This is a genomic window from Sphingomonas ginsenosidimutans (assembly GCF_002374835.1).
Classification (GTDB): Bacteria; Pseudomonadota; Alphaproteobacteria; order Sphingomonadales; family Sphingomonadaceae; genus Sphingomonas; species Sphingomonas ginsenosidimutans.
The window spans coordinates 362473-387846 of record NZ_NWVD01000001.1 but is presented as its reverse complement, the minus strand read 5'-3'; the positions used below and the strand labels follow the sequence as shown (position 1 = coordinate 387846).

Below are 25374 nucleotides of genomic sequence, written 5' to 3'. Positions count from 1 at the left end.
TCGGGCAGCATCCTGTTGATTTTTTGGAATTTGGGGCACCTGTCCCCGCTTGATAGGAAGTAAGATCATGGCAGACCTGAACGCGCTGGTTGACCAGCTGAGCGAACTGACCGTCCTCGAAGCCGCCGAGCTGTCGAAGCTGCTCGAAGAGAAGTGGGGCGTTTCGGCCGCTGCGGCGGTTGCGGCGGCTCCGGCCGCCGGTGGCGCCGCCGGTGGCGCGCCGGCCGCTGAAGAGAAGACCGAATTCGACGTCGTGCTGACCGGCGACGGTGGCAAGAAGATCAACGTCATCAAGGAAGTCCGCGCGATCACCGGCCTGGGCCTGACCGAAGCCAAGGCGCTGGTCGAAGGCGCGCCGAAGCCGGTCAAGGAAGGCGTGTCGAAGGACGAGGCCGAGAAGGTCAAGAAGCAGCTGGAAGAAGCCGGCGCGACCGTCGAACTCAAGTAAGCCGAATGCGCGGGCGGGACGCGTTGCGTCTCGCCTGCGCACGGCCGGCCGGTAGTCCGGCCATCCGTGGGGCGTCATGGAATGTCCTTCCGTGACCCCGGCGACAGAAGAAGGGGCGACTCCCGTGCGGGGCCGCCCCTTTTTTGTTCGGCGGGCATGGCCGTTCATCGCCGGGAAGGCATGGCACCGTTACGTATGCGCAACATCCATTTGCGGGAGCGAAGGACGTGCGCAACAAGACGTTATTGATAGGGGCGATGGCATTGACGGCATTGGCCGCCGATGCGGGGCTGGCGGAGCGGCCCGGCCTGCTGGCGCGATGGCGCGAGGCACGCGCGGCGCAGCAGCGGACCAATGTCGATGCGACCGTCCATGACCTGTCGATCGCCGGGCAGCAGCGGCGCTACCGCCTGCTCGACGCGCATCGCGGCAGCGCCCCCGCCCCGCTGATCGTCGCGCTGCATGGCGGCGGCGGCAACGGCGCGTCGATGATCGCGCGCTGGGCGGACCAGGCACGCCGCGCGGGCGTGATCGTCGTCGCTCCCGACGGGATCGGTCGCAACGATCGCATGGGGACGTGGAATGCCGGCGGCTGCTGCGGGGAGGCGGCATCGCGCGGCGTCGACGACATCGCCTTCGTCGCGGCGGTGATCGACGATGTCGCGCGGCGCACCGCGGTCGATCCGCGCCGCATCTACATCACCGGATTTTCGAACGGCGGAATGCTGACGCACCGTGTGGCGATCGCGCTGGGCAACCGGATCGCCGCGGCGGCGGTCGTGTCCGGTGCGATGTTCGGCGACGAACCACGCGCGGTGGCGCCGGTGCCGATGCTGGTGATCCATGGTGAGCACGACGACGTGGTGCCGTTCGCGGGCGGCAACAGCCCGAAGGGCTTCGTCGGACGGATGCAGAGCCGGCCGTTCCTGGCGACCCGCCGTTCGGTCGATGCGTGGCGGACAACCAACGGCTGCACCGCCGCGCCGGTGGTCACGCACAGCGCGGGCGCATCGGTCGAAACGAGCACCGGATGCACCAGCGGCGCCGAAGTCCGCTTCGTCGACCGCCCATTGGGCGAGCATGAATGGCCGGATGCCCGCGGGGCGGACGGCGCGTTCGATGCGAGCGCGACGATCTGGCAGTTCTTCGCCGCGCAACGGCGCTGACGCGCCGCCCGGCGCCGGTCAGCTGCGCAGCGAGAGGGCGTGCGGACGAACCGCCACCGAATCGTGCATCCGTCCCGGCCCGTCGAGCCAGAAGGGCGCGAGCTTCGCCGCACCGTCGCGCTCCAGCCCGACCGCGAACGCACCGGCGGTCTGCCCCGCGATCCCCCCGGTGACGTAGCGCAGGTTGACCGCCGCGACGGGCACGAACATCGGCCGCCCGCCCGCCGTCAGCACGGTGATCGCCCCGCGCGGCAGCGTCACCAGCACGGTGACGACCCGCTCCTCACCCGGGGCGAGCGCGAAGGGTGCGGTCGCGGGCGCGGCCACCGGATGGGCGAAAATGGCGCCCAGTTCGTCGTCCTGCGACGCACTGGCACTGAGCAGCCGGACGTCGAGGCGGATATCCTCGGCCGGGCGCTCGCCGTCGTTACGGACGGTGACCTGCGCGTCCAGCGTCGCGGTCAGCAGGTTCACGCCGGCCCGCCGTGCGACCAGATCGAACGCGATCCACCCGCGCGCCGCTGGTGCGACCGGCGGCGTCGGGTCAACGGGGGCACGCGGCCGGCGGGGCACGACGGGCGCGGCCGGTGGTTGCGGCGCGGCGACCTCGTCCGCGACCACGCGCGCCGAACGGCGCCGCCACAGCCACGCCCCTGCGGCCGCGACACCCAGCACGGCCAGCACGACTGCCCACCACGGGGTGCCGGCCGGCGCATCGGCAGGCGACGGAGCCGCGATCGGCGTCGCGGGCGTCACCGGCGCGGCGGGCGTCGCGGCCTCCACCGGAACCGGCGAGGACGGCGTCTCCCTCTCGACCCGGACAGGCGTCGGTGTCGATGTCGCACGCGGGGTCGGCGTGGCACGCGCGGTCGGAGTCGAAGCCGGGGTCGGGGTCGGGCGCATGCGCGGGGTAGGCGTCGCGACCGGGCGTGGTGTCGTACGCACCCGTGGCACGGTGACGATCGGAGCCACCGCAGGCACCGACGGGCTGGCGGCGGGCAGCGGCACGCGGATCGGCGGCGGCACCGCGCTGGCATCGGCGGGTAACGTGGTCGCCGCCGGGACGGGCACGTCCTGCGCACGCGCGGCAGCGGCGACCATGGCGGTGCCGGCCGACATGCCGGCCAGCAGGACGGGGAAACGCAAACTCATCGCTCCCCCGCTACCCGCCCGCACGCCGACGTCAACCGCCCGCGACACGCATTTACGGCAGACGGATCGACACGCGCGTCCCGATCATGTCGAGCCCGGGGTTCTGCCGGCTGAAGAGCTGTGCGTGGCTGAGGTGCGTCCATTGCAGCTCCGCGGTGACGCGGGGCAGGATCGGGACCCCAACGCCCAGTTCCGGCTCGAACACCACCCGGCTGCCCAGATCGGTGCGAAAGCCATCGGCGCCGACGCGATAGGAAGGCCCGTCGTGCACCGCCAGCCCGATCCCGGGCCGCACGAACCACCCCGGCAGGCCGACCGTCAGCGCCACGCCCGCCGCGGCGAAGCTGGTGTCGCCGCGCGCGTTCGCGGATACGAACGCATAGGGGCGCAGCGTCGCAACGCCCGCGTTCAGCAGCGGCTTGCCGCGCACCCCCAGTTGCAGGTCGGTACCGCCCTCCCCGGTCGCCTTGGTGAGCGGGGTGTCGACGCCATGCGACAGGACGCCGGCAAACACCTCCTGCGCGCCGGCGGTGACGGGGAACAGCGCCGCAAAGGCACCAGCCAGGAAGGGAATGACGCGCAACATGCTCACCCCTACCCCGCCCGTCCCCGCAGCGATAGCATCACGCGGTTGACGCTGTGCCAGTGCGGGCCTATATCCCGACGACTTTCCACAGCCTCGGGACATGGCGCGCCGTCGCGCAGCGCGTCGTACGGATGGGGGCTGGAAAGACAGGACGCTGACAGGCTGCCGTCTCCCGATCTTCGGGATCAGACGTGCGGCCTTTCGTCGTTCCTGACCCAAGCGCCCGTGAATTCTGGCTGACGAGGCACAAAGCTCTTATGGCGACCAATCCGATCGACGCGGGAACCGCGCGGACCGACAAGGCGGGCACGCGCAAGCGTCGCATCCGCAAGGTATTCGGCAACATCCACGAAGTGGTGCAGATGCCGAACCTGATCGAGGTTCAGCGCGAAAGCTACGAACAGTTCCTGCGCTCCGATCCGTCGATCGGCTATGTCTCGGGCCTGGAAAAGACGCTGCGTTCGGTCTTCCCGATCCGCGACTTCGCGGGCACCGCCGAGCTGGACTTCGTCAATTACGAGCTGGAGCCGCCGAAGTTCGACGTCGAGGAATGCCGCCAGCGCGGCATCACCTATGCCGCGCCGATGCGCGTCACGCTGCGCCTGATCGTGTTCGAGGTGGATCCGGATACGGAAACCCGCTCGGTGCTCGATATCAAGGAGCAGGACGTCTACATGGGCGACATGCCGCTCATGACCGAGAACGGCACCTTCTTCATCAACGGGACCGAGCGCGTCATCGTGTCGCAGATGCACCGCTCGCCGGGTGTGCTGTTCGACCATGACCGTGGCAAGACCCACGCATCGGGCAAGTATCTCTTCGCCGCGCGCGTGATCCCGTATCGCGGCTCGTGGCTGGATTTCGAATTCGACGCCAAGGACATCGTCAACGTCCGCATCGACCGCAAGCGCAAGCTGCCGGTCACCGCGCTGCTGTATGCGCTGGGCCTCAACTCGGAAGAGATTCTCAACCACTTCTACAACCGCGTCACCTTCGTGCGCGGCGAAGGGGGCTGGCAGATCCCGTTCAACGCCGAGAACTGGCGCGGCGCCAAGCCGACGTTCGACCTGATCGACGCCTCGTCGGGCGAGATCGTGTTCCCGGCCGGCACCAAGGTGACCCCGCGCGCCGCCAACAAGGCGGCTAAGGACGGCCTGACCACGCTGCTGATCCCGACCGAGGAGATCTACGGTCGTTATTCGGCCTATGACCTCATCAACGAGGGCACCGGCGAAATCTACGTCGAGGCCGGCGACGAGATCGGTCCCGACAATCTCGAGAAGCTGGACAAGGCCGGGATCGAGAAGATCGACCTTCTCGACATCGACCATCACTCGACCGGGCCGTGGATACGCAACACGCTCAAGGCCGACAAGGCCGAGGAGCGCGAGCAGGCGCTGTCCGACATCTATCGCGTGATGCGCCCCGGCGAGCCGCCGACGCTGGAGACGGCCGAGGCGCTGTTCGCCGGCCTGTTCTTCGATCCCGACCGCTACGACCTGTCGGCGGTGGGCCGCGTCAAGCTGAACATGCGCCTCGACCTCGATGCCGAGGACACGGTGACGACGCTGCGCACCGAGGATATCCTCGCGGTCGTCAAGACGCTGGTCGACCTGAAGGACGGCAAGGGCGAGATCGACGACATCGACAATCTCGGCAACCGCCGCGTGCGGTCGGTGGGTGAGCTGCTGGAGAACCAGTATCGCGTCGGCCTGCTGCGCATGGAGCGTGCGGTCAAGGAGCGCATGTCGTCGGTCGACGTGTCGACCGTCATGCCGAACGACCTGATCAACGCCAAGCCCGCGGTCGCCGCGGTGCGCGAGTTCTTCGGCTCGTCGCAGCTGTCGCAGTTCATGGATCAGACCAACCCGCTGTCCGAAGTGACGCACAAGCGCCGTGTTTCGGCGCTCGGGCCGGGCGGTCTGACGCGTGAGCGCGCGGGCTTCGAAGTCCGCGACGTCCACCCGACGCACTATGGCCGCATCTGCCCGATCGAGACGCCGGAAGGCCCGAACATCGGCCTCATCAACTCGCTGTCGACCTTCGCGCGCGTCAACAAGTACGGCTTCATCGAGACGCCGTATCGCAAGGTCGTAGACGGCAAGGTGACCAACGAGGTCGTCTACCTGTCGGCGATGGAGGAGCAGAAGCACACCGTCGCGCAGGCTTCGGCCGAAACCGACGCCGATGGCCGTTTCACCGAGGAGCTGGTGTCGGCGCGGCAGGCGGGCGAATTCCTGATGGCGCTGCCGGAAACGGTGACGCTGATGGATGTCAGCCCGAAACAGCTGGTGTCGGTCGCCGCCTCGCTGATCCCGTTCCTGGAAAACGACGACGCGAACCGCGCGCTGATGGGTTCGAACATGCAGCGCCAGGCGGTACCGCTGGTCCGTGCCGAGGCGCCGTTCGTCGGTACCGGCATGGAAGAGACGGTGGCGCGCGATTCGGGCGCGGCGATCTCGGCGCGTCGCGCCGGCGTCGTCGACCAGGTCGACGCCAGTCGCATCGTGATTCGCGCCACCGGTGAGGTCAGCGCGACCGAATCCGGCGTGGACATCTACACGCTGATGAAATTCCAGCGTTCGAATCAGTCGACCTGCATCAACCAGCGCCCGCTGGTGAAGGTTGGCGACGTGGTGCGTGCCGGCGACACGATCGCCGACGGCCCGTCGACCGAGTTCGGCGAGCTGGCGCTGGGCCGCAACGCGCTGGTCGCGTTCATGCCGTGGAACGGGTATAACTACGAGGATTCGATCCTCATCTCCGAGCGGATCGTGAAGGACGACGTGTTCACGTCGATCCACATAGACGAGTTCGAGGTGATGGCCCGCGACACGAAGCTGGGGCCGGAGGACATCACCCGCGACATCCCGAACGTCGGCGAGGAAGCGCTGCGCAACCTCGACGAGGCGGGCATCGTCTATGTCGGCGCAGAAGTGGAGCCGGGCGACATCCTGGTCGGCAAGATCACGCCGAAGGGCGAAAGCCCGATGACGCCGGAAGAGAAGCTGCTGCGCGCGATCTTCGGTGAAAAGGCGTCGGACGTGCGCGACACCTCGCTGCGGCTGCCGCCGGGCGTGGCGGGCACGATCGTTGACGTGCGCGTCTTCAACCGCCACGGCATCGACAAGGACGAGCGCGCGATGGCGATCGAGCGCGAGGAGATCGAGCGCCTGAAGAAGGACGCCGACGACGAGCGCACGATCCTCAATCGTGCCACCTGGTCGCGCCTTCGCGAGATGCTGCTGGATCAGGTCGCCACCGCGGCGCCCAAGGGCGTCAAGAAGGGCGTCACCATCGACATGGACGTGCTCGACAGCGTCGACCGTCACGAATGGTGGAAGTTCGCGGTCCAGGACGATGCCGTGCAGGCGAACCTGGAAGCCGTGAAGGGCCAGTATGACGAGGCGGCCAAGCGCATCCGCGACAAGTTCGAGGATCGCCGCGAGAAGCTGGAGCGGGGCGACGAGCTGCCGCCGGGCGTGCTCAAGATGGTCAAGGTGTTCGTGGCGGTGAAGCGCAAGCTGCAACCGGGCGACAAGATGGCCGGCCGTCACGGCAACAAGGGCGTCATCAGCCGCATCCTGCCGGTCGAGGACATGCCGTTCCTTGCCGACGGGACGCCGGTCGACCTGGTGCTCAATCCGCTGGGCGTGCCGAGCCGCATGAACGTCGGGCAGATCTTCGAGACGCACCTGGGCTGGGCGGCGCGCAACCTGGGCATGCAGGTCGCGCGGCAGCTGGAGGAATGGCGCGAGGCCAATCCGGACGCCACGGCGGGCGAGATGCCCGACGCGGTCAAGGAGCGGCTGAAGACCATCTACGGCGACCATTACGTCGACGAGATCGAGGCACGGGACGGCGAGGAGATCGCCGAGCTGGTCCATAACGTGCGCACCGGCGTGCCGATGGGCACTCCCGTGTTCGATGGCGCACGCGAAAGCGACGTGTCGGAGATGCTGGAGCTGGCCGGTCTCGACACGTCGGGCCAGTCGATCCTGTACGACGGGCGTACCGGCGATTCGTTCGACCGGCGCGTGACGGTGGGCATTATCTACATGCTGAAGCTGCACCACCTGGTCGACGACAAGATCCACGCCCGCTCGATCGGGCCGTACAGCCTCGTCACCCAGCAGCCGCTGGGCGGCAAGGCGCAGTTCGGCGGCCAGCGGTTCGGCGAAATGGAAGTGTGGGCGCTCCAGGCATATGGCGCGGCCTACACGCTCCAGGAGATGCTGACGGTGAAGTCGGACGACGTGGTCGGCCGCACCAAGGTCTACGAGGCGATCGTCAAGGGCGACGACACGTTCGAGGCCGGCATCCCGGAGAGCTTCAACGTGCTGGTCAAGGAAATGCGCTCGCTGGGCCTCAACGTCGACCTCAAGTCCCACGAGGACCTGGGTTACGACGAAGACGGCGTGGCGATCGCGGCCGAGTAATAAGCAACCACCCTCCCTTTCCCGGCGGGAGAGGGAGGGAGCGGCCAACGGCCGCGGAAGGGTGAGGACGACGATGCGCGTCCCTCCCCCTCACCTTCCCACCCGGCGGCGCCGGGCGGGTCCCTTCCTCTCCCAGCGGGAGAGGAGAAAGAGGTTGAAATGAACGAACTGACCAATTTCGCCAATCCGCTCGCGAAGCCGGAAACCTTCGACCAGATCCAGATCGGGATCGCGTCGCCGGACAAGATCCGCAGCTGGTCCTTCGGCGAGATCAAGAAGCCCGAGACGATTAACTATCGCACGTTCAAGCCCGAGCGTGACGGCCTGTTCTGCGCGCGCATCTTCGGTCCGATCAAGGACTACGAATGCCTGTGCGGCAAGTACAAGCGCATGAAGTACAAGGGCATCGTGTGCGAAAAGTGCGGTGTCGAGGTCACGGTGTCGAAGGTCCGCCGTGAGCGGATGGGCCATATCGAACTGGCGGCACCGGTCGCGCACATCTGGTTCCTGAAGTCGCTGCCGAGCCGCATCGGCCTGCTGCTCGACATGCAGCTCAAGCAACTGGAGCGCGTGCTGTACTTCGAGGCGTATATCGTCATCGAACCGGGCCTGACGCCGCTCGAGAAGTATCAGCTGCTGACCGAGGACGAACTGCTCGAGGCGCAGGACGAATATGGTGAGGACGCCTTCTCCGCCGGGATCGGCGCCGAAGCGGTGCGCATCATGCTCGAGAACCTCGACCTCGAGGGCGAGAAGGTGCAGCTTCTGGAAGAGCTGGCGACGACCAAGTCGGAGCTGAAGCCCAAGAAGATCATCAAGCGCCTGAAGGTCGTCGAGAGCTTCCTGGAATCGGGCAACCGGCCGGAATGGATGATCCTCGAGGTCGTGCCGGTCATCCCGCCCGAACTGCGTCCGCTGGTGCCGCTGGACGGTGGCCGCTTCGCGACGTCGGACCTCAACGACCTGTACCGCCGCGTCATCAACCGCAACAACCGCCTGAAGCGGCTGATGGAGCTGCGCGCGCCGGACATCATCGTCCGCAACGAAAAGCGCATGTTGCAGGAAGCGGTCGACGCGCTGTTCGACAACGGCCGGCGCGGCCGCACGATCACTGGCGCCAACAAGCGGCCGCTCAAGTCGCTGTCCGACATGCTGAAAGGCAAGCAGGGCCGCTTCCGCCAGAACCTGCTCGGCAAGCGCGTCGACTATTCGGGCCGTTCGGTCATCGTGACCGGGCCGGAGCTGAAGCTGCACCAGTGCGGCCTGCCCAAGAAGATGGCGCTCGAGCTGTTCAAGCCGTTCATCTACGCGCGCCTCGACGCCAAGGGCCTCAGCATGACGCTGAAGCAGGCGAAGAAGTGGGTCGAGAAGGAGCGCAAGGAGGTCTGGGACATCCTGGACGAGGTGATCCGCGAGCACCCCGTGCTGCTGAACCGCGCGCCGACGCTCCACCGCCTGGGCATCCAGGCGTTCGAGCCGGTGCTGATCGAGGGCAAGGCGATCCAGCTCCACCCGCTGGTCTGCTCCGCGTTCAACGCCGACTTCGACGGCGACCAGATGGCCGTGCACGTCCCGCTGAGCCTTGAGGCGCAGCTGGAAGCACGCGTCCTGATGATGTCGACCAACAACATCCTGTCCCCGGCGAACGGCAAGCCGATCATCGTGCCGTCGCAGGACATGGTGCTGGGCCTCTACTATCTCTCCATGGAGAAGCAGAACGAGCCGGGCGAAGGCATGCTGCTGGCCGACATGCAGGAGGTGCACCAGGCGCTGAACGCCGGCGCGGTGACGCTGCATTCGAAGATCGTCAGCCGCGTTCCGCAGACGGACGAGGACGGCAAGCAGTATCTCAAGCGGTATGAGACCACGCCGGGCCGCATGCTGCTGGGCGAATGCCTGCCCAAGAGCCACAAGGTGCCGTTCGACGTCGTCAACCGCCTGCTGACGAAGAAGGACGTCGGCGACGTGATCGACGAGGTGTATCGTCACACCGGCCAGAAGGAGACGGTGCTGTTCGCCGATGCGATCATGGCGCTCGGCTTCCGTCATGCGTTCCGCGCCGGCATCTCGTTCGGCAAGGACGACATGCTGATCGCGCCGGACAAGGACAAGCTGGTCGACGAGACGCGCGAGCAGGTGAAGGACTTCGAGCAGCAGTATCAGGACGGCCTGATCACGCAGCAGGAGAAGTACAACAAGGTGATCGACGCCTGGAGCCGCTGCGGCGACCAGGTGGCGGCGTCGATGATGAACGAGATCAAGGCCGTTCGCATCGACGAGGAGACCGGCCGCGAGAAGCCGATCAACTCGATCTACATGATGGCCCACTCCGGTGCGCGCGGCAGCCCCGCGCAGATCAAGCAGCTGGCCGGCATGCGCGGCCTGATGGCCAAGCCGTCGGGCGAGATCATCGAGACGCCGATCATCTCGAACTTCAAGGAAGGTCTGACCGTCCTTGAATACTTCAACTCGACCCACGGCGCCCGCAAGGGCCTGGCGGACACCGCGCTCAAGACCGCGAACTCGGGCTACCTGACCCGGCGTCTGGTCGACGTGTCGCAGGACTGCACGATCGTCGAGATCGATTGCGGCACCGAGCGCGCGCTGGAGATGAAGGCGATCGTTCAGGGCGGCTCGACCATCGCCTCGCTGGGCGAGCGTATCCTGGGCCGCACCACGGCCGAGGACGTCGTCGACGCCAAGACGGGTGCGGTCGTCATCCCGACCGGGACGCTGCTCGACGAGCCGATGGTGGCGCAGATCGAGGCGCTGGGTATCCAGGCGATGAAGATCCGCTCGCCGCTGGTCTGCGAAAGCAAGGTCGGCGTGTGCGGCAAGTGCTACGGGCGTGACCTCGCCCGCGGTACGCCGGTCAACATCGGCGAGGCGGTCGGCGTCATCGCGGCGCAGTCGATCGGCGAGCCGGGCACGCAGCTGACGATGCGGACCTTCCACATCGGCGGTGCGGCGCAGCTGAACGAACAGTCGAACCTGGAGGCGCCGGTCGACGGCACCGTCGAGTTCCGCGACCTGCGGATCATCGAGGACCAGCGCGGCCGCCGCGTCGTGCTGAGCCGTTCGGGCGAGATCGCGATCGTCGACATGGACGGCCGCGAGCTGGCGGTGCACAAGATCCCGTACGGCGCGTACGTGATGTTCGACGACGGTCATATCGTCACCAAGGGCGACCGGATGGCCGAATGGGATCCGTTCACCATGCCGGTGATCACGGAAACCGCCGGTACGGTGAAGTTCCAGGACCTCATCGAGGGCAAGACGCTGACCGAACAGGTCGACGAAGCCACCGGCATCGCTCAGCGCGTCGTGATCGAATATCGCGCGTCGACCAAGTCGAAGGAGGATCTGCGTCCGCGCCTGACCCTGCTGGACGAGGGTTCGGGCGAGGCCGCACGCTACATGCTGGCGGCGGGCGCAGTGCTGTCGGTCGAGGACAATGCCGCGGTGCAGGCGGGCGACGTGCTGGCGCGTGTCGCGCGTGAATCGGCCAAGACCCGCGACATCACCGGCGGTCTGCCGCGCGTCGCCGAGCTGTTCGAGGCGCGCAAGCCGAAGGAGAATGCGATCATCGCGAAGGTCTCCGGCCGGGTGGTGTTCGGCAAGGATTACAAGGCCAAGCGCAAGATCGGTATCCAGCCCGAGGACGGCGGCGAGGTCGTGGAATATCTGGTGCCGAAGTCGAAGGTGATCGACGTTCAGGAAGGCGACTACGTCAAGCGTGGCGACAACCTGATCGGCGGCAGCCCCGACCCGCACGACATTCTGGAAGTGCTCGGCATCGAGCCGCTGGCCGAATATCTGGTCAGCGAAATCCAGGAAGTCTATCGACTGCAGGGCGTGAAGATCAACGACAAGCACATCGAGGTGATCGTTCGCCAGATGCTGCAGAAGGTGGAGATCATCGAGTCGGGCGACACCACGCTGCTGGTCGGCGAACAGGTGGACCGCGAGGAGATGGACGCGATCAACGCCAAGCTGGAGAAGAACCAGCAGCCGGCGCAAGGCAAGCCGGTCCTGCTGGGCATCACCAAGGCGTCGCTGCAGACCCGCAGCTTCATCTCGGCCGCGTCGTTCCAGGAAACCACCCGCGTCCTCACCGAGGCGGCTGTCCAGGGCAAGCAGGACACGCTGATGGGGCTGAAGGAGAATGTCATCGTCGGCCGCCTGATCCCGGCGGGCACCGGCGCGGGCATGAACCGCCTGCGCGTGGCAGCCTCCAGCCGCGACGCCGCGCTGCGGGTCCAGCAGCGCAAGCTGCAGGAAGCGATGATCCTGTCCGGCACCGCCGCGCAGGTGAAGGCGGCCGAAAATGCGCGCAGCCCGCGCGACGAGGTCGGCACCGGCAGCGATCCGCTGGCCGCGGTGGTCCGGTCGGGGCACGGCACCGATGCGGATGCCGGCGAGTATCTGAACGAGGCGGGGGAATAACCTTCCCCGCCCGATCGGGCAGCTGACGCGAAAGGCCGTCGTCCGGGATGCCGGACGGCGGCTTTTTCGTATCGATCCGGCCGGTATCGGCATCGAAAGGGCAGGACGGCAACAAGCGCACTATAGCGACGAAGCACACTGCGCCGCTGGCCGGGCCCCGATGGCGCTAACAGGCGTCGCGCTGTCGCCGATCCAGACGATCGCCAGCGAAACCGGGGACGCACACGCGCCCGACGCCGTTCGCCCCGCCTGTCGCGCTGCCGTCCGCCTGCCGTCCGTCACGCGGCCGGGCGTATCGCTGGCGGGCTATCGATTGCTGGAACGACGCGCGACAGCGCGCCGCGGCCGATCAGTAGGCGCGGCCGATCAGCACCCGTTCGACCGCCGGCGCACCGGTGAAGACGCACGCACCGTCGACCGCGGGCTGATCCATCGGCGCATTGCGCAGCGTCAGCTTCAACGCCTTCAGCTTCTCGACCACCGCATCCAGCGCGGCGCCGGTCGGACGCGACCATTGCACCTCGCGCCAGCCGGGGTTCTTCGCCCCGTCCGCAAAATGCGCTTCCACCGCCGCCCAATCGGCGGCGGGCATGACGTTCGCGTGCAGCCGGTCGCGTGCCTCGGCGAAGAGTGCCTGCTGGATTTCTTCCAGCAGCGCCCCCGCACCGGCGACGAACGCACCACGCTCGGTCGCGGCGCTGTCGAGCTTGCCGTCCGCGCGGTACAGCCGGTCACGACGGATGACCGAGACGTTGCCCGCCGCCATATCGCGGCCGCCGACCTCGATCACGATCGGCGCACCCTTCTTCACCCAGCCCCAGCGCTTGTTGGTGGACTTCACCGCCTTCAGGTCGAGCAGCGCGCGCACCGGTTCGCCGAGCGCGATTTCGCGCGCCAGCGCCGCCTGCAACTCCTTGCAATAGGCGATCAGCGCCTCATCCTCGGGCGTGTCGCGCAGCATCGGCACGATCACCACCTGCCACGGCGCGACGCGCGGCGGCACGCGCAACCCGTCGTCGTCGCCATGCACCATGATGAGGCCGCCGATCATCCGCGTCGACACGCCCCAGCTGGTGGTATTGGCCAGTTCCAGCTGCCCCTCGGCGTTCTGGAAGCGGATGTTCTGCGCCTTGGCGAAATTGGTGCCCAGGAAGTGGCTGGTGCCCGCCTGGAGCGCCTTGCCGTCCTGCATCATCGCCTCGATGCTGTAGGTCGCGACCGCGCCGGGGAAGCGTTCATTCTCCGGCTTTTCGCCCGCGATCACCGGCAGTGCGATGCACGTCTCGGCGAACTCGCGATACACCTCCAGCATCTTGAGCGTCTCGGCCTGCGCCTCCTCGGCGGTAGCGTGGGCGGTATGCCCCTCCTGCCACAGGAATTCGGCGGTGCGCAGGAACATGCGCGTGCGCATTTCCCAGCGCACGACATTGGCCCATTGGTTGATGAGCACCGGCAGGTCGCGCCACGACTGGACCCAGCGTGCAAAGGCGTGGCCGATCACCGTCTCGCTGGTCGGACGGACGACTAGCGGCTCCTCCAGCTTCGCTGCGGGATCGGGGACCAGCCGGCCCTTGCCGTCGGCGACCAGCCGGTGATGCGTGACGACCGCCATCTCCTTGGCGAAACCGTCGACGTGGCTGGCCTCTTCCTCGAAATACGACAGCGGGATGAACAGCGGGAAATAGCAATTCTCGTGGCCGGTCGCCTTGATGCGATCGTCGAGCAGCCGCTGGATCCGTTCCCAGATGCCATAGCCCCACGGCCGGATGACCATGCACCCGCGCACGCCGCTTTCCTCCGCCAGGTCGGCCTCGGTGATGACGGCCTGATACCAGGCGGCGAAGTCCGCCTCGCGGGTGACGGAAAGGGCGTGTTTCATGATCCGCGACCTAAACGAACCGGCGATTTTGGCAACTGGAGCGGTGCGGGGTTCCGCCGCCCCGCCCGCGCGGCTAGGCGGGCGTCATGTCCAGCGATCGCATACTGGCGGGCATCGCGCTGCGATTGCTGGCCATCTTCTTTCTCGCCACGATGTCCGCCCTGATAAAGTGGGGCGAGCATCGCGGCGCGACGCTGTTCGAGGGGATGTTCTGGCGACAGGCGTGCGCGCTGCCGGTGGTGCTGGCGTTCGTGGTGCGCGGGCCGGGGCTGGCATCGCTGCGCACGGCGCGCTTCCGCGGCCATCTGGCACGGGCGATGGTCGGGCTGGTCGGCATGGTCTTCACCTTCGGCGCGGTGATCCTGTTGCCGCTCGCGGAGGCGACGACGTTCCAGTTCACCGTGCCGATCTTCGCCACGATCCTGGGCGCGACATTGTTGAAGGAGCGAACCGGCATCCAGCGGTGGGCGGCGGTGCTGGTGGGGTTCGTGGGCGTGCTGGTGGTGGCGCAGCCGGGCAGCGCGCATTTATCCCCGATGGGCGCGGCGGTGGGATTGCTGGCCGCGCTGTTCGTCGCACTGGTCGCGGTGCTGCTGCGCCAGCTGCGTGACGAACCGACCGGTACGACCGTCTTCTGGTTCACCACGCTGACGCTGCCGCCGATCGCCATCCCCTATGCCTTCCACCTCCAGGCGCATGACGCCGGCACCTGGGCGATCCTGGCGGCGACCGGGGTGGTCGGCGCGCTGGGGCAATTGTCGATCACCGCCGCGTCGCGGCTGGCGCCGGTCAGCGCGGTGGTGCCGATGGACTATTCCGGCCTGCTGTGGGCAACCATCTACGGCTGGCTGCTGTTCGGCGCACTGCCCGCGCCGATGACCTGGGTGGGGGCGCCGATCATCATCGCCAGCGGGCTGTTCATCGTCTGGCGCGAACACCGGCTGGGCCGGCAACAGACGACGACCGTCGCGCCCGACGATTGAGCGCGGAGCGCGCGCCCTTTACTCCGCCGCCTCCGCCGCCGCGACCGGGGGCTTCCAGCGCAGCACCGGCTTGCGTGCGGCCAGCGTCTCGTCCAGCCGGGCGCGGGGCGCGAAGTGCGGCGCGGTCTTCAGCGCCATGTCGCCCGCCTTCGCCCGCTGCGCCACCGAGCGCAGCGCGCCGATGAACTGGTCGAGCGCGGCCTTGCTCTCCGTCTCGGTCGGCTCGACCAGCATCGCGCCGTGCACCACCAGCGGGAAGTACATGGTCATCGGGTGGAAGCCCTCGTCGATCAGCCCCTTGGCCACGTCGATGGTCGAGAACCCATCGGCCAGCCCGCGATCGCTGAAGATCGCCTCGTGCATGCACGGCCCGCTGGCAGCGAACGGCGCGTCGAGCGTGTCCTCCAGCGAGCGCAACACGTAATTGGCGTTAAGCACCGCATCCTCGGCCACCTGCCGCAGCCCGTCGGCGCCGTGGCTGAGGATGTACGCGAGCGCGCGGGTGAACATCCCCATCTGGCCGTGGAAGGCGGTCATCCGCCCGAAGCTGTCGAGCTTGCCGTCGAAATGCTCGTTCGAGAATTCCTCGGCACGCTCCTCCTCGATGAGGTGGACGTAACCATCCGCCGTCCGCGCGGTGAACGGCAGCGGGCCGAACGGCGCCAACGCCTTCGACAGCACCACCGGCCCCGACCCCGGCCCGCCGCCGCCATGTGGGGTGGAGAAGGTCTTGTGCAGGTTGATGTGCATCGCATCGACGCCAAGGTCGCCGGGCCGCACGCGCCCGACGATCGCGTTGAAGTTCGCCCCGTCGCAATAGACATAGCCGCCAGCGGCATGGACCGCGTCGCTGATCTCTTTCAGATCGCGCTCGAACAGCCCGCAGGTATTGGGGTTGGTGATCATCACCGCCGCAACGTCCGGCCCGAGCCGCGCCTTGAGCGCCGCGGTGTCCACGCGCCCGTCGGCGGTGGCGGGAATATCCTCCACCGTGAAGCCCGCGAAGGCGGCGGTGGCCGGGTTGGTGCCGTGCGCGCTTTCGGGCACCAGCACGACCTTGCGATGCCCCTCACCGCGCTTCTCCAGCGCCGCCTTGATGCACAGGATGCCGCACAATTCGCCGTGCGCGCCCGCCTTCGGGCTCATCGCGACGCCATACATGCCGGTCAGCGTGATGAGCCACATCGCCAGTTCGTTGATGACGCCCAAGGCGCCCTGCACCGTGTCGACCGGCTGGAGCGGGTGGACGTCGGCGAAACCGGGCAGCCGCGCGACCTTTTCGTTCAGGCGCGGATTGTGCTTCATCGTGCACGACCCCAGCGGGAACAGCCCCAGGTCGATGGCGTAATTCTGCCGGCTGAGGCGGGTGTAGTGGCGGACCGTTTCCTGTTCGGACAGCCCCGCCAGCCCGATCGGCGCGGTGCGCTCCAGACCTCCTAGCCCTCTCCCCGCCGGGGAGAGGGTTGGGTGAGGGGCCGGTGTCTCGTCGAGACCGGCCTCTCGGTGAGACCCCTGCCCCTCACCCCGGCCCTCTCCCCAATGGGGAGAGGGAGCGGAGGCGAAATCGACGCCCGTGGTTTCCGAAGAGCCGATCTCGAAGATCAGCGGCTCTTCCAGCATCAGCGCGCGGTTGCCGGTGAAGGTCGCGGGGGCGCCATCGCCCTGCTGCGGGGTGCTCGGGCGCCAGCCGCTCTGGTTCAGTGCCATCGGATCACAGACCTTTCGACGTCGCGGCGGCGGGGCCGGCGCGGCGGTTGCTGAAGACGAATGTTGCGAAAGTTGAGACGATCGCGGCCTTTTCGCCAATGTTGAGACCCGGCTCCATCCACTTGGGAAAGCATGGGAATTCCAACATTGCCAGTGATTCGCCATGATGGAAGGAGAAAGGCAGGCCGCGCATCGTCACGCCAGCGCCTCTTCCAGCGCAGTGGCCAGCGCCGCGATATCGTCGTCGATCACGGTTTCGGTCACCGCGACGACCAGCCCGTTCGCCAAGGCCTCCTCACCCGGATAGAGCCGCCCCAGCGACACGCCCGCCAGCACGCCGCGATCGGCCAACGCACGCACCACCGGCCGCGCCTCGCGCCCGATATCCAGCGTGAATTCGTTGAAGAAGGTGTCGTTGACCACGCGCACGCCCGGCACCTGCGCCAGCCGGTCGGCCGCGCGGCAGGCGTTGGCGTGGTTGATCGCCGCCAGTTGCCGCAACCCCGCCTCGCCCAGCAAGGTCATGTGGATCGAGAAGGCCAGCGCACACAGGCCCGAATTGGTGCAGATGTTGCTGGTCGCCTTCTCGCGCCGGATATGCTGTTCGCGCGTCGACAGCGTCAGTACGAACCCGCGCTTGCCATCGGCGTCGACGGTCTGGCCGCAGAAGCGCCCCGGCGTCTGGCGCAGATACTTTTCCTTGCACCCGAACAGCCCGACATACGGCCCGCCGAACTGGAGGCCGACGCCCAGCGACTGCCCCTCGCCCACGACGATATCGGCGTCCATCTCGCCCGGCGAGCGGATCGCGCCCAGCGCCACCGGCTCGGTCACCACCGCGATCAGCAGCGCCTTCTTCGCATGGCAGGCATCGGCCAGCGGGGTCAGGTCCGCGATGCGGCCGAGGATATCGGGGTATTGCACGACCACGCACGACGTCTCGTCGTCGATCTTCGCGATCAGCGCGTCGATATCGGTGTCGGCACCCAGCACCGGCAGCGAGGTGTCGAGCGCGTCGCCGGTATATTTCGCCATCGTCTTCGCGACCGAGACGTAATGCGGGTGCAGCCCGCCCGACAGGATCGCCTTGCCCCGCCGGGTGATGCGCCGCGCCATGCCGATCGCTTCCCAGCAGGCGGTCGACCCGTCGTACATGCTGGCGTTGGCGACGTCGGTTCCCAGCAGCGATGCGACCTGCGTCTGGAATTCGAACAGCATCTGCAACGTGCCCTGCGCGATTTCCGGCTGATAGGGCGTGTAGGCGGTCAGGAACTCGCCACGCTGGATCAGGTGATCGACGCTGGCGGGCACATGGTGGCGATAGGCGCCCGCCCCCAGGAAGAACGGCACGTCGCCCGCCACCATGTTCTTGCGCGCCAGCGCGGTCATGTGGCGTTCGACCGCCAGTTCGCTGGCATGGCCGGGCAGGTCGCGGATCGGCCCGTCGAGCCGCGCCGCTTCGGGCACGTCGGCGAACAGATCATCGATCGAGGACGCGCCGATGACCGACAGCATCTCGGTCCGGTCGGCGGGGGTCAGGGGCAGGTAGCGCATCGTGTCATTCTCCCCCCTCCCCGGCGGGGAGGGGTCGGGGGAAGGGTTGCGTCCGGGGATACGGGAGGCGGCTGGCGAGACGGCGACTGTCTTGCGAGCACGCGCCCCCGCCCCCAACCCCCTCCCCGCCGGGAGGGGGCTTCTTGTCGTCAGAGCTTGGCGACGAAGGCGGCGTAGGCGGTTTCGTCCATCAGCTCGTCCAGTTCGGCCGTGTCGGACAGCGTGATCTTGAAGAACCAGCCCTCCCCTTCCGGGTCGGAATTGACCAGCGAGGGGTCGTCGACCAGTGCCGGATTGCCTTCCAGCACGATGCCCGACACCGGCGCATAGACGTCGGAGGCGGCCTTCACGCTTTCCACGACCGCGGCCTCGTCGCCCTTGGCGATCTGGCGGCCGTCGTCGGGCACCTCGACGAACACGATGTCGCCCAGCTGGCCTTGCGCATAATCGGAAATGCCGACCGTGCCGATGTCGCCATCGACGTCGATCCACTCATGATCCTCGGTGAAATAACGGCTCATCTTACTTCACTCCTCGGAAGTAGCGGTGGGGAACGAACGGCATCGCGGTGACGGTCGCCTGGTGGACCTTCCCGCGCTGCGAAAGCTGGACGACCGTGCCCGGCGCGGCCAGCGCGGCGGGGACATAGGCCATGGCGATCGGCGCGCCGACGCTGGGCGCGAACCCGCCGGAGGTGACGCGGCCGATCGCGGTGCCGGCGGCATCGACCACCGTCGCGCCCTCGCGCACCGGCTGGCGACCGTCGACCAGCAAGCCGACGCGCTTGGTTTCGGCACCCGCCTCGCGCTCGGCCAGGATGCGCGCGGCGCCGGGGAAGTCGGCGGTTTCGCGGCGACGCTTGAACAGCGCGAAACCCAGGTCGGCCATCACCGGAGTGGTCGTGGGATCAAGGTCATGGCCGTAGAGCGGCAGCCCCGCCTCCAGTCGCAGCGAATCGCGTGCGCCCAGCCCGATCGGCTTCACCTCCGGCTGCGCGACCAGCGCATCGGCCAGCGCCTCCGCCGCGTCGCCGGAAACCGACATCTCGAACCCGTCCTCGCCGGTATAGCCCGAGCGGCTGATCCACAGCGGGTGGCCGTTCCAGTCGAACGCGCCCGCCTGCATGAACACCATGTTCTCGACACCGGGGATCAGCCGCGCCAGCGCGTCGACCGCCTTCGGCCCCTGCACCGCCAGCAGCGCGTGATCCTCCATCAGGTTCAGCGTCACCTCTTCGGGCAGCCGCTCGATCATGTGGCCGATATCGTCGTATTTGGTCGCGCCGTTGACGACCATATAGACCTGTTCGTCCGCCTGGCGCGTCAGCATCAGGTCGTCGAGGATCCCGCCCGCGTCGTCCAGCAGCAGCGAATAGCGCGCGCGGTTCAGCGTCAGCCCGGCGATGTCGGCGGGCATCAGCGCCTCCAGCGCGGGGACCACGCCCTCGCCCGTGAAGGTCAGCTGGCCCATGTGGCTGACGTCGAACAGCCCGGCATGCTCGCGCGTCCACAGATGCTCGGCCATGATGCCGTCGTACTGGACGGGCATGTGATAGCCGGCGAATTCGACCATCCGCCCGCCCTTGGCGCGGTGCCAGGCGTCGAGCGGCAGCGTCAGGATCTCGATCGGTTCGAGTTCGTCGTCGGGAAGCGTGTCGCTCATCATCCATGTCCGTCACGAGGGTGGAACGCCGCCACGGAACCGCTGCCCCGCGCCATCGATCCCGATGCCCCCTCTGTCACGGAACCTGAGAGCTTTCTCCGCGGCGCCGGTGCGGCGGCGGCGGATTACCCCTTCGGTGGGCCGGCGCGTGGAGCGCCCGCCGCTTTCCAGAGTGTCGATGGCCCGCGCGGTCCATGGTGCCTGAGAGATTCCGGGGTGGTTGCTCCTTCGGCGGCGACGCCCGGCCTGGAAGGCCCGTCGCACTCTCCCGCGCGTGCCCATGCCGGTCGCCCGGCATCGACGCCACCGCCTCTACGCGACCCGCCGGGTGAGTCAATCGGGAGCCGATGCGCGCGCCGCCGGTTGTTGCAGACGACAGGGTTCGTAGGAGAGGAAGGCCATGGATATCGCCCATACCAGCGCCGTCGAACGCATCGCGCGCGTGCTCGCCGGCCAGCGGCTGAGCGCCAACGCGGAGGGGCAGACCGAATCCGCCGCCGGGGCGGTCGATGCCGCCTGGAAGGACTATCGCGACGATGCGGTCGCGGTGCTCCACACGCTGCGCGCGCCCAGCGAGGCGATGGCCGCGGCGGGCGACGTGGCGATATGGGAGCGGATGGTGCTGGCCGCGATCAAGGAGGCGCGGCCCGCCGGCATCGTCATGTAGCGCGCCGCTCGACCGCCCAGGATACCGCCAGCATCGCCAGGCCGCCCAGCGCCAGCGCCGCGCCGACCCAGCCGGTCGACGTCCAGCCATAGCCGGCGGCGATCGCCATCCCGCCCAGCCACGGGCCGAGCGCATTGGCGACGTTGAACGCCGAATGGTTGAGCGCCGCCGCCAGCCCCTGCGCATCGCCGGCGACGTCCATCAGCCGCGTCTGCAACACGCTGCCCAGCGATCCGCCGACCCCAATCAGCAACACCGCGACGATCACCGACCACAGATGCCCGGCCGCGAACGGCCACAGCATCAGCGACGCCGCGCTCCACACCAATACCCCCGCGGCGGTCGGCAGCAGCGCACGGTCGGCGAAGCGCGGGACGATCAGGTTGCCCGCGGTCATCCCCACGCCGAACACCGCCAGCGCGACCGGCACGACCGCGGTCGACACCTTCGTCACCGCCGCCATCGTATCGGCCAGATAGGTATAAACCGCGAACAGCCCGCCGAAGCCGATCGCGCCGACGCCCAGCGTCAGCCACACCTGCGGCGTGCGCAGCGCCGCCAGTTCGCGCAACGGGCTGGCATCCGCGTCGGCGCGGTCACGCGGCGCGAACAGCGCCACCAGCGCGGCGGTCAGCCCCGCCAGCACCGCGACGATCACGAAGCACGATCGCCAGCCGACCACCTGTCCCAGCGCATTGGCCAGCGGCACGCCGACGATCGTCGCCACCGTCAGCCCCAGCAGCACGCGCGCCGCCGCCTGCGTCCGCCGCCGTTGTTCCACCAGCGAGGCCGCGACCAGCGTCGCGATCCCGAAATAGGCGCCGTGCGGCAGCCCGCTGAGGAAGCGGAACGCCATCATCGTGCCATAGTCGGGCGCGACCGCCGACAGCGCATTGCCGAGCGCGAACATCGCCATCAGCGCGATCAGCAGCGTCCGCCGCGCCATCTTCGCGCCGATCACCGCCAGCAGCGGCGCCCCGACGACGACCCCCAGCGCATAGGCGCTGATGACGTGCCCCGCGGTGGGCGCATCGACGCCAAGGTCGCGCGCCATGTCGGGCAACAGGCTCATCGTCGCGAACTCGGTCGTCCCGATCGCGAAGCCGCCGACCGCCAGCGACAGATGGATGAGGCCGACCGGCGCGCTGGGCCGGTCGGCGATGGCGGTGGCCATGGCGCGTTCCCGATGGTGGTTATCGCGCTTTAGCTGGCCATTGTGCGGTGCAGCGTCAACCCCGCACCACCCGGGTTACGCCAGGATGCGCAGCCATTCCTCCTCCGGCGCGCGCGCCGACCGGGTCAGATTGGCGGGATCGTCGGTGTCCTCGTAACCGATCGCGACGCCGCAGAAGAGCATCCGCTCGGCTGGCACCTCCAGGAACGCCTCCACCGTCTGCGGATAGACCGCCCAGCATTCCTGTGGGCAGGTCGCCAGCCCTTCCTCGACCGCCAGCAGCATCAGGTTCTGCAGGTACATGCCCAGGTCCGCCCATTGCGGCGGTCCCATGCGGCGGTCGACCGTCACGAAATAGGCCGCCGGCGCGCCGAAGAACTGGAAGTTGCGCGCGAACCACAGCGCGCGCGCCTTGCGATCCTCGCGCGGGATGCCCAGTCGGCCGTACATCTCCTCCCCGATCGCGAAAGTGCGCTGGCGATAGCGGTCGTCCATCTCCTTGGGATAGATGTCATAGCCCGGCGTCTCGGTTTCGCGCCGCTCGATCTTCCCGGCCATGATCCCCTTCAGCCGCGCCATCGATTCGCCGTGGACGATATCGATGTGCCACGGCTGGATGTTGCCGCCGGTCGCCGCGCGCGACGACAGCAGCGCCAGCCGCTTGAGCACCGCCGGATCGACCGCCCGATCGAGATAACCGCGCACGGACCGCCGCGCCCGAATTGCGTCCGCTACATCCATTCGACTCTCCGCCTCTTGCCGTTCGCGTCAATCTGCGCGATCAGACGCGGGATAACAGTTGTTACGGAGAGTCGGAAGATGGCCGATGCCTATATCGTCGAAGCAGTACGCACGGCCGGCGGGCGTCGCGGCGGAAAGCTGGCGGGGGTCCACCCGGTCGATCTGGCGGCGCGGGTGCTGGACGCGGTCATCGACCGGTCCGGCATTCCCGCCGAGGCGGTCGAGGATGTCGTGATGGGCTGCGTCAGCCAGGGCGGCGAACAGGCCGGGCAGGTCGGGCGCAACGCGGTGCTGGCGTCCAAGCTGCCGCAGAGCGTTCCCGCCGTCACGATCGACCGCCAGTGCGGTTCGTCGCAGCAGGCGGTGCAGTTCGCCGCGCAGGCGGTGATGAGCGGGACGCAGGACGTGGTGATCGCCGCCGGTGTCGAAAGCATGACGCGCGTACCGATGGGATCGACGTTCAAGCTGTTCCACGATGCGGGACTGGGCAAGAACAAGTCGCCCGGGCTGGAGGAGAAATATCCCGGCATCGTCTTCAACCAGTTCGCCGGCGCGGAGATGATCGCGAAGAAATACGGCTTCACGCGCGAGGCGCTGGACGATTTCTCGCTCAACTCGCACCGCAAGGCGGTGGCCGCGACGCAGGGCGGCAAGTTCCGCGATGAGATCGTGCCGATCGACATCGAGACCGCCGAGGGCGCCGAACAGCATGTCGCCGACGAGGGCATCCGCTACGACGCATCGGCAGAGGGCATGGCGGGCGTCAAGAAGCTGACCGAGGACGGCGTGCTGACCGCCGCATCGTCGAGCCAGATCTGCGACGGCGCATCGGCGGTGCTGATCGTCAGCGAGGAAGCGCTGAAGAAGTACGACCTCAAGCCGCTGGCCAAGATCGTCAACCTGACGGTCACCGCGGGCGACCCGGTGGTGATGCTGGAGGAGCCGCTGTTCGCGACCGACAAGGCGCTGAAGCGTGCCGGCCTGTCGATCGACGATATCGACCTGTACGAGGTGAACGAGGCGTTCGCGTCGGTGCCGATGGCATGGCTGCACCATACCGGCGCGAAGGCGGAGAAGCTGAACGTCAACGGCGGCGCGATCGCGCTGGGCCACCCGCTGGGCGCGTCGGGGACGAAGCTGATGGCCACGCTGGTCCACGAACTGCGCCGCCGCGGCGGGCGCTACGGCCTGCAGACGATGTGCGAGGGCGGCGGCGTCGCCAACGTCACGATCATCGAGAATTGCGACTGGCAGGGCGACGGCGCCAAGGCGGCGTAAGGCAAGATAGGTTCTTCGTCATCCTGCGCAGGCTGGGGTCTCCTGCTGCGGGCGCGCGCCGGTGGCGTGAGATCCCGGCCTGCGCCGGGATGACGACATTTTCAGAGGAGCAGGATTGATGAAACTCGACAACAGCATTTCGGCCGTCATCACCGGCGGCGCGTCCGGCCTGGGCGCGGCGACCGCGCGCGTGCTGGCGGCGAAGGGCGTGAAGGTCGCGCTGTTCGACCTGAACGAGGAAAAGGGCGAGGCGCTGGCCGCCGAGCTGGGCGGCGTATTCTGCAAGGTGAACGTCACCGACGAGGCGTCGGTCGACGCCGGCTTCGAAAAGGCGCGCGCCGCGATCGGGCAGGAGCGCATCCTGGTGAACTGCGCCGGCACCGGCAACGCGATCAAGACCGCCAGCCGCAGCAAGGAAGACGGCAGCATCAAGCATTTCCCGCTCGATGCATTCAACATGATCATCCAGATCAACCTTGTCGGCACGTTCCGCTGCATCGCCAAGTCGGCGGCGGGGATGATGACGCTGCCGCCGCTGGAAGACGGCGACCGCGGCGCGATCGTCAACACCGCGTCGGTGGCGGCGGAGGACGGTCAGATCGGCCAGGCAGCCTATTCGGCGTCGAAGGGCGGCGTCGTCGGCATGACCCTGCCGATCGCGCGCGACCTGATGAGCGAGAACATCCGCGTCAACACGATCCTGCCGGGCATCTTCAACACGCCGCTGCTGGCCGCCGCGCCGCAGAACGTGAAGGATGCGCTGGGTGCGCAGGTGCCCTTCCCGAAGCGGCTGGGCAATCCGGAGGAATATGCCGGCCTGGCGCTGACGATGATCGAGAACGGCTATTTCAACGGCGAGGACGTTCGCCTCGACGGCGCGATCCGCATGGCGCCGCGCTGATCGGCGGAGCCGGGCGGCGCGTCGCGGCGCCCGGCCACCTTACATATGGCAAGGCCATCGCCCGAGCGGCTGCTGCTCGCCAGCTATCCGTCCGCATCGTCATCCCAACGCGGTTCCAGGACCTGGACGCGATGGGGCATATCAACAACGTCGCCTTCGCCGCGCTGTTCGAGGATGCGCGCGTCCGTTTCAATCGCGCGCTGGGGCGTATGGACCGGGCGGACGGGCTGCGCGCCGTCGTCGCACGCAACGAGGTCAATTACTTGGCCGAGGGCAGCTATCCCGATGACGTCGAGATCGCGACCGGCGTCACGCGGATCGGCAACCGCTCATGGGACGTGGCGGCGGTGATGCACCAGCACGGTCGCGCGATCGCGACCTGCGACACGACGCTGGTGATGACGCATCCGGCCCAGGGAGGCATACCGGCGGATTTCCGCGCGCGGTTGGACGAGGTGATGGTGCGGGCGGGGTAACGTCGGTCTTCACACACCCCGCCTTCCCCCACGTCGCCCCAGCGAAGGCTGGGGCCTTTCGCGGCGGGCGTTCCGAACCTCACAGCGAAATCCCGGCCTCCGCCGGATGACGATG

Annotated in this window: 19 protein-coding genes and 1 riboswitch; of the genes, 9 read left to right on the top strand and 10 right to left on the bottom strand. The window is 68.0% G+C overall.

Annotation, left to right across the window (positions count from 1 at the left end; all coding sequences use genetic code 11):
- Positions 1 to 67: 67 nt before the first annotated feature.
- Both rplL and COA17_RS01630 read left to right on the top strand, forming a co-directional pair.
- Complete coding sequence (gene rplL / locus COA17_RS01635) at positions 68 to 448, top strand: 50S ribosomal protein L7/L12 (protein WP_066712002.1); 381 nt, start codon at positions 68 to 70, stop codon at positions 446 to 448.
- Between the two features lie 257 nt (positions 449 to 705).
- A complete protein-coding gene (locus tag COA17_RS01630) occupies positions 706 to 1614 on the top strand; it encodes a CE1 family esterase (RefSeq protein WP_096609775.1) in 909 nt (302 codons plus the stop codon).
- A gap of 18 nt (positions 1615 to 1632) precedes the next feature.
- On the opposite strand, the gene COA17_RS18700 is transcribed toward COA17_RS01630, so the two are convergent.
- Positions 1633 to 2766 (bottom strand): hypothetical protein, encoded by a 1134-nt coding sequence (locus COA17_RS18700; RefSeq protein ID WP_141396998.1) that lies wholly within the window; start codon positions 2764 to 2766, stop codon positions 1633 to 1635.
- A 52-nt stretch (positions 2767 to 2818) separates the two neighbouring features.
- Positions 2819 to 3352, bottom strand: coding sequence for an acyloxyacyl hydrolase (locus COA17_RS01615; RefSeq protein ID WP_176484758.1), 534 nt, complete (start codon positions 3350 to 3352; stop codon positions 2819 to 2821).
- 257 nt (positions 3353 to 3609) lie between these two features.
- On the opposite strand from COA17_RS01615, the gene rpoB reads away from it, so the two are divergent.
- Together rpoB and rpoC are read left to right on the top strand one after the other, a co-directional pair.
- Entirely contained in the window at positions 3610 to 7791 is a 4182-nt protein-coding gene (rpoB, locus tag COA17_RS01610) for a DNA-directed RNA polymerase subunit beta (RefSeq protein WP_096609767.1), read from the top strand.
- A 159-nt stretch (positions 7792 to 7950) separates the two neighbouring features.
- Positions 7951 to 12237, top strand: a complete 4287-nt coding sequence (rpoC, locus tag COA17_RS01605) for a DNA-directed RNA polymerase subunit beta' (protein WP_066487664.1) — start codon at positions 7951 to 7953, stop codon at positions 12235 to 12237.
- A gap of 349 nt (positions 12238 to 12586) precedes the next feature.
- On the opposite strand, the gene COA17_RS01600 is transcribed toward rpoC, so the two are convergent.
- A complete protein-coding gene (locus COA17_RS01600; protein ID WP_176484757.1) occupies positions 12587 to 14116 on the bottom strand; it encodes an aminoacyl--tRNA ligase-related protein in 1530 nt (509 codons plus the stop codon).
- Positions 14117 to 14202: 86 nt separating this feature from the next.
- Between COA17_RS01600 and COA17_RS01595 the strand changes: the two genes are divergently transcribed.
- Complete coding sequence (locus COA17_RS01595) at positions 14203 to 15099, top strand: DMT family transporter (RefSeq protein WP_096609763.1); 897 nt, start codon at positions 14203 to 14205, stop codon at positions 15097 to 15099.
- A gap of 18 nt (positions 15100 to 15117) precedes the next feature.
- On the opposite strand, the gene gcvPB is transcribed toward COA17_RS01595, so the two are convergent.
- From gcvPB to gcvT, 5 genes are all read right to left on the bottom strand, one after another.
- Complete coding sequence (gene gcvPB, locus COA17_RS01590; protein ID WP_096609761.1) at positions 15118 to 16806, bottom strand: aminomethyl-transferring glycine dehydrogenase subunit GcvPB; 1689 nt, start codon at positions 16804 to 16806, stop codon at positions 15118 to 15120.
- Positions 16807 to 16810: 4 nt separating this feature from the next.
- Positions 16811 to 17005, bottom strand: a complete 195-nt coding sequence (locus COA17_RS01585) for a hypothetical protein (protein WP_096609759.1) — start codon at positions 17003 to 17005, stop codon at positions 16811 to 16813.
- A complete protein-coding gene (gene gcvPA, locus COA17_RS01580) occupies positions 17002 to 18360 on the bottom strand; it encodes an aminomethyl-transferring glycine dehydrogenase subunit GcvPA (protein WP_096609757.1) in 1359 nt (452 codons plus the stop codon). Before gcvPA ends, COA17_RS01585 begins: the two co-directional genes overlap by 4 nt.
- Before the next feature lie 149 nt (positions 18361 to 18509).
- Positions 18510 to 18881 carry a glycine cleavage system protein GcvH gene (gene gcvH, locus COA17_RS01575; protein WP_066484465.1) on the bottom strand — a complete coding sequence of 124 codons (372 nt, stop codon included), beginning with the start codon at positions 18879 to 18881 and terminating at the stop codon, positions 18510 to 18512.
- Position 18882: 1 nt separating this feature from the next.
- Positions 18883 to 20022, bottom strand: coding sequence for a glycine cleavage system aminomethyltransferase GcvT (gcvT, locus tag COA17_RS01570; protein ID WP_096610697.1), 1140 nt, complete (start codon positions 20020 to 20022; stop codon positions 18883 to 18885).
- 178 nt (positions 20023 to 20200) lie between these two features.
- A riboswitch (glycine riboswitch) is annotated at positions 20201 to 20303 on the bottom strand.
- A 119-nt stretch (positions 20304 to 20422) separates the two neighbouring features.
- Here gcvT and COA17_RS01565 point away from each other — a divergent pair.
- Positions 20423 to 20689 carry a hypothetical protein gene (locus tag COA17_RS01565; protein WP_066488138.1) on the top strand — a complete coding sequence of 89 codons (267 nt, stop codon included), beginning with the start codon at positions 20423 to 20425 and terminating at the stop codon, positions 20687 to 20689.
- On the opposite strand, the gene COA17_RS01560 is transcribed toward COA17_RS01565, so the two are convergent.
- The gene (locus COA17_RS01560; RefSeq protein WP_096609755.1) at positions 20682 to 21863 is read right to left on the bottom strand and encodes an MFS transporter; all 1182 of its coding nucleotides are present in this window, start codon (positions 21861 to 21863) and stop codon (positions 20682 to 20684) included. The genes COA17_RS01565 and COA17_RS01560 overlap by 8 nt on opposite strands.
- 75 nt (positions 21864 to 21938) lie before the next feature.
- Positions 21939 to 22568: a nitroreductase gene (locus COA17_RS01555; protein WP_339346677.1), complete on the bottom strand. Its 630-nt coding sequence runs from the start codon at positions 22566 to 22568 to the stop codon at positions 21939 to 21941.
- A gap of 114 nt (positions 22569 to 22682) precedes the next feature.
- Between COA17_RS01555 and COA17_RS01550 the strand changes: the two genes are divergently transcribed.
- The 3 genes from COA17_RS01550 (at position 22683) to COA17_RS01540 (ending at position 25259) form a co-directional block, all read left to right on the top strand.
- Positions 22683 to 23882, top strand: a complete 1200-nt coding sequence (locus COA17_RS01550) for an acetyl-CoA C-acetyltransferase (RefSeq protein WP_096609751.1) — start codon at positions 22683 to 22685, stop codon at positions 23880 to 23882.
- 118 nt (positions 23883 to 24000) lie between these two features.
- Positions 24001 to 24783: an SDR family NAD(P)-dependent oxidoreductase gene (locus COA17_RS01545; RefSeq protein WP_066488131.1), complete on the top strand. Its 783-nt coding sequence runs from the start codon at positions 24001 to 24003 to the stop codon at positions 24781 to 24783.
- A gap of 131 nt (positions 24784 to 24914) precedes the next feature.
- Positions 24915 to 25259, top strand: coding sequence for an acyl-CoA thioesterase (locus tag COA17_RS01540; protein WP_245857343.1), 345 nt, complete (start codon positions 24915 to 24917; stop codon positions 25257 to 25259).
- Positions 25260 to 25374 lie beyond the last annotated feature (115 nt).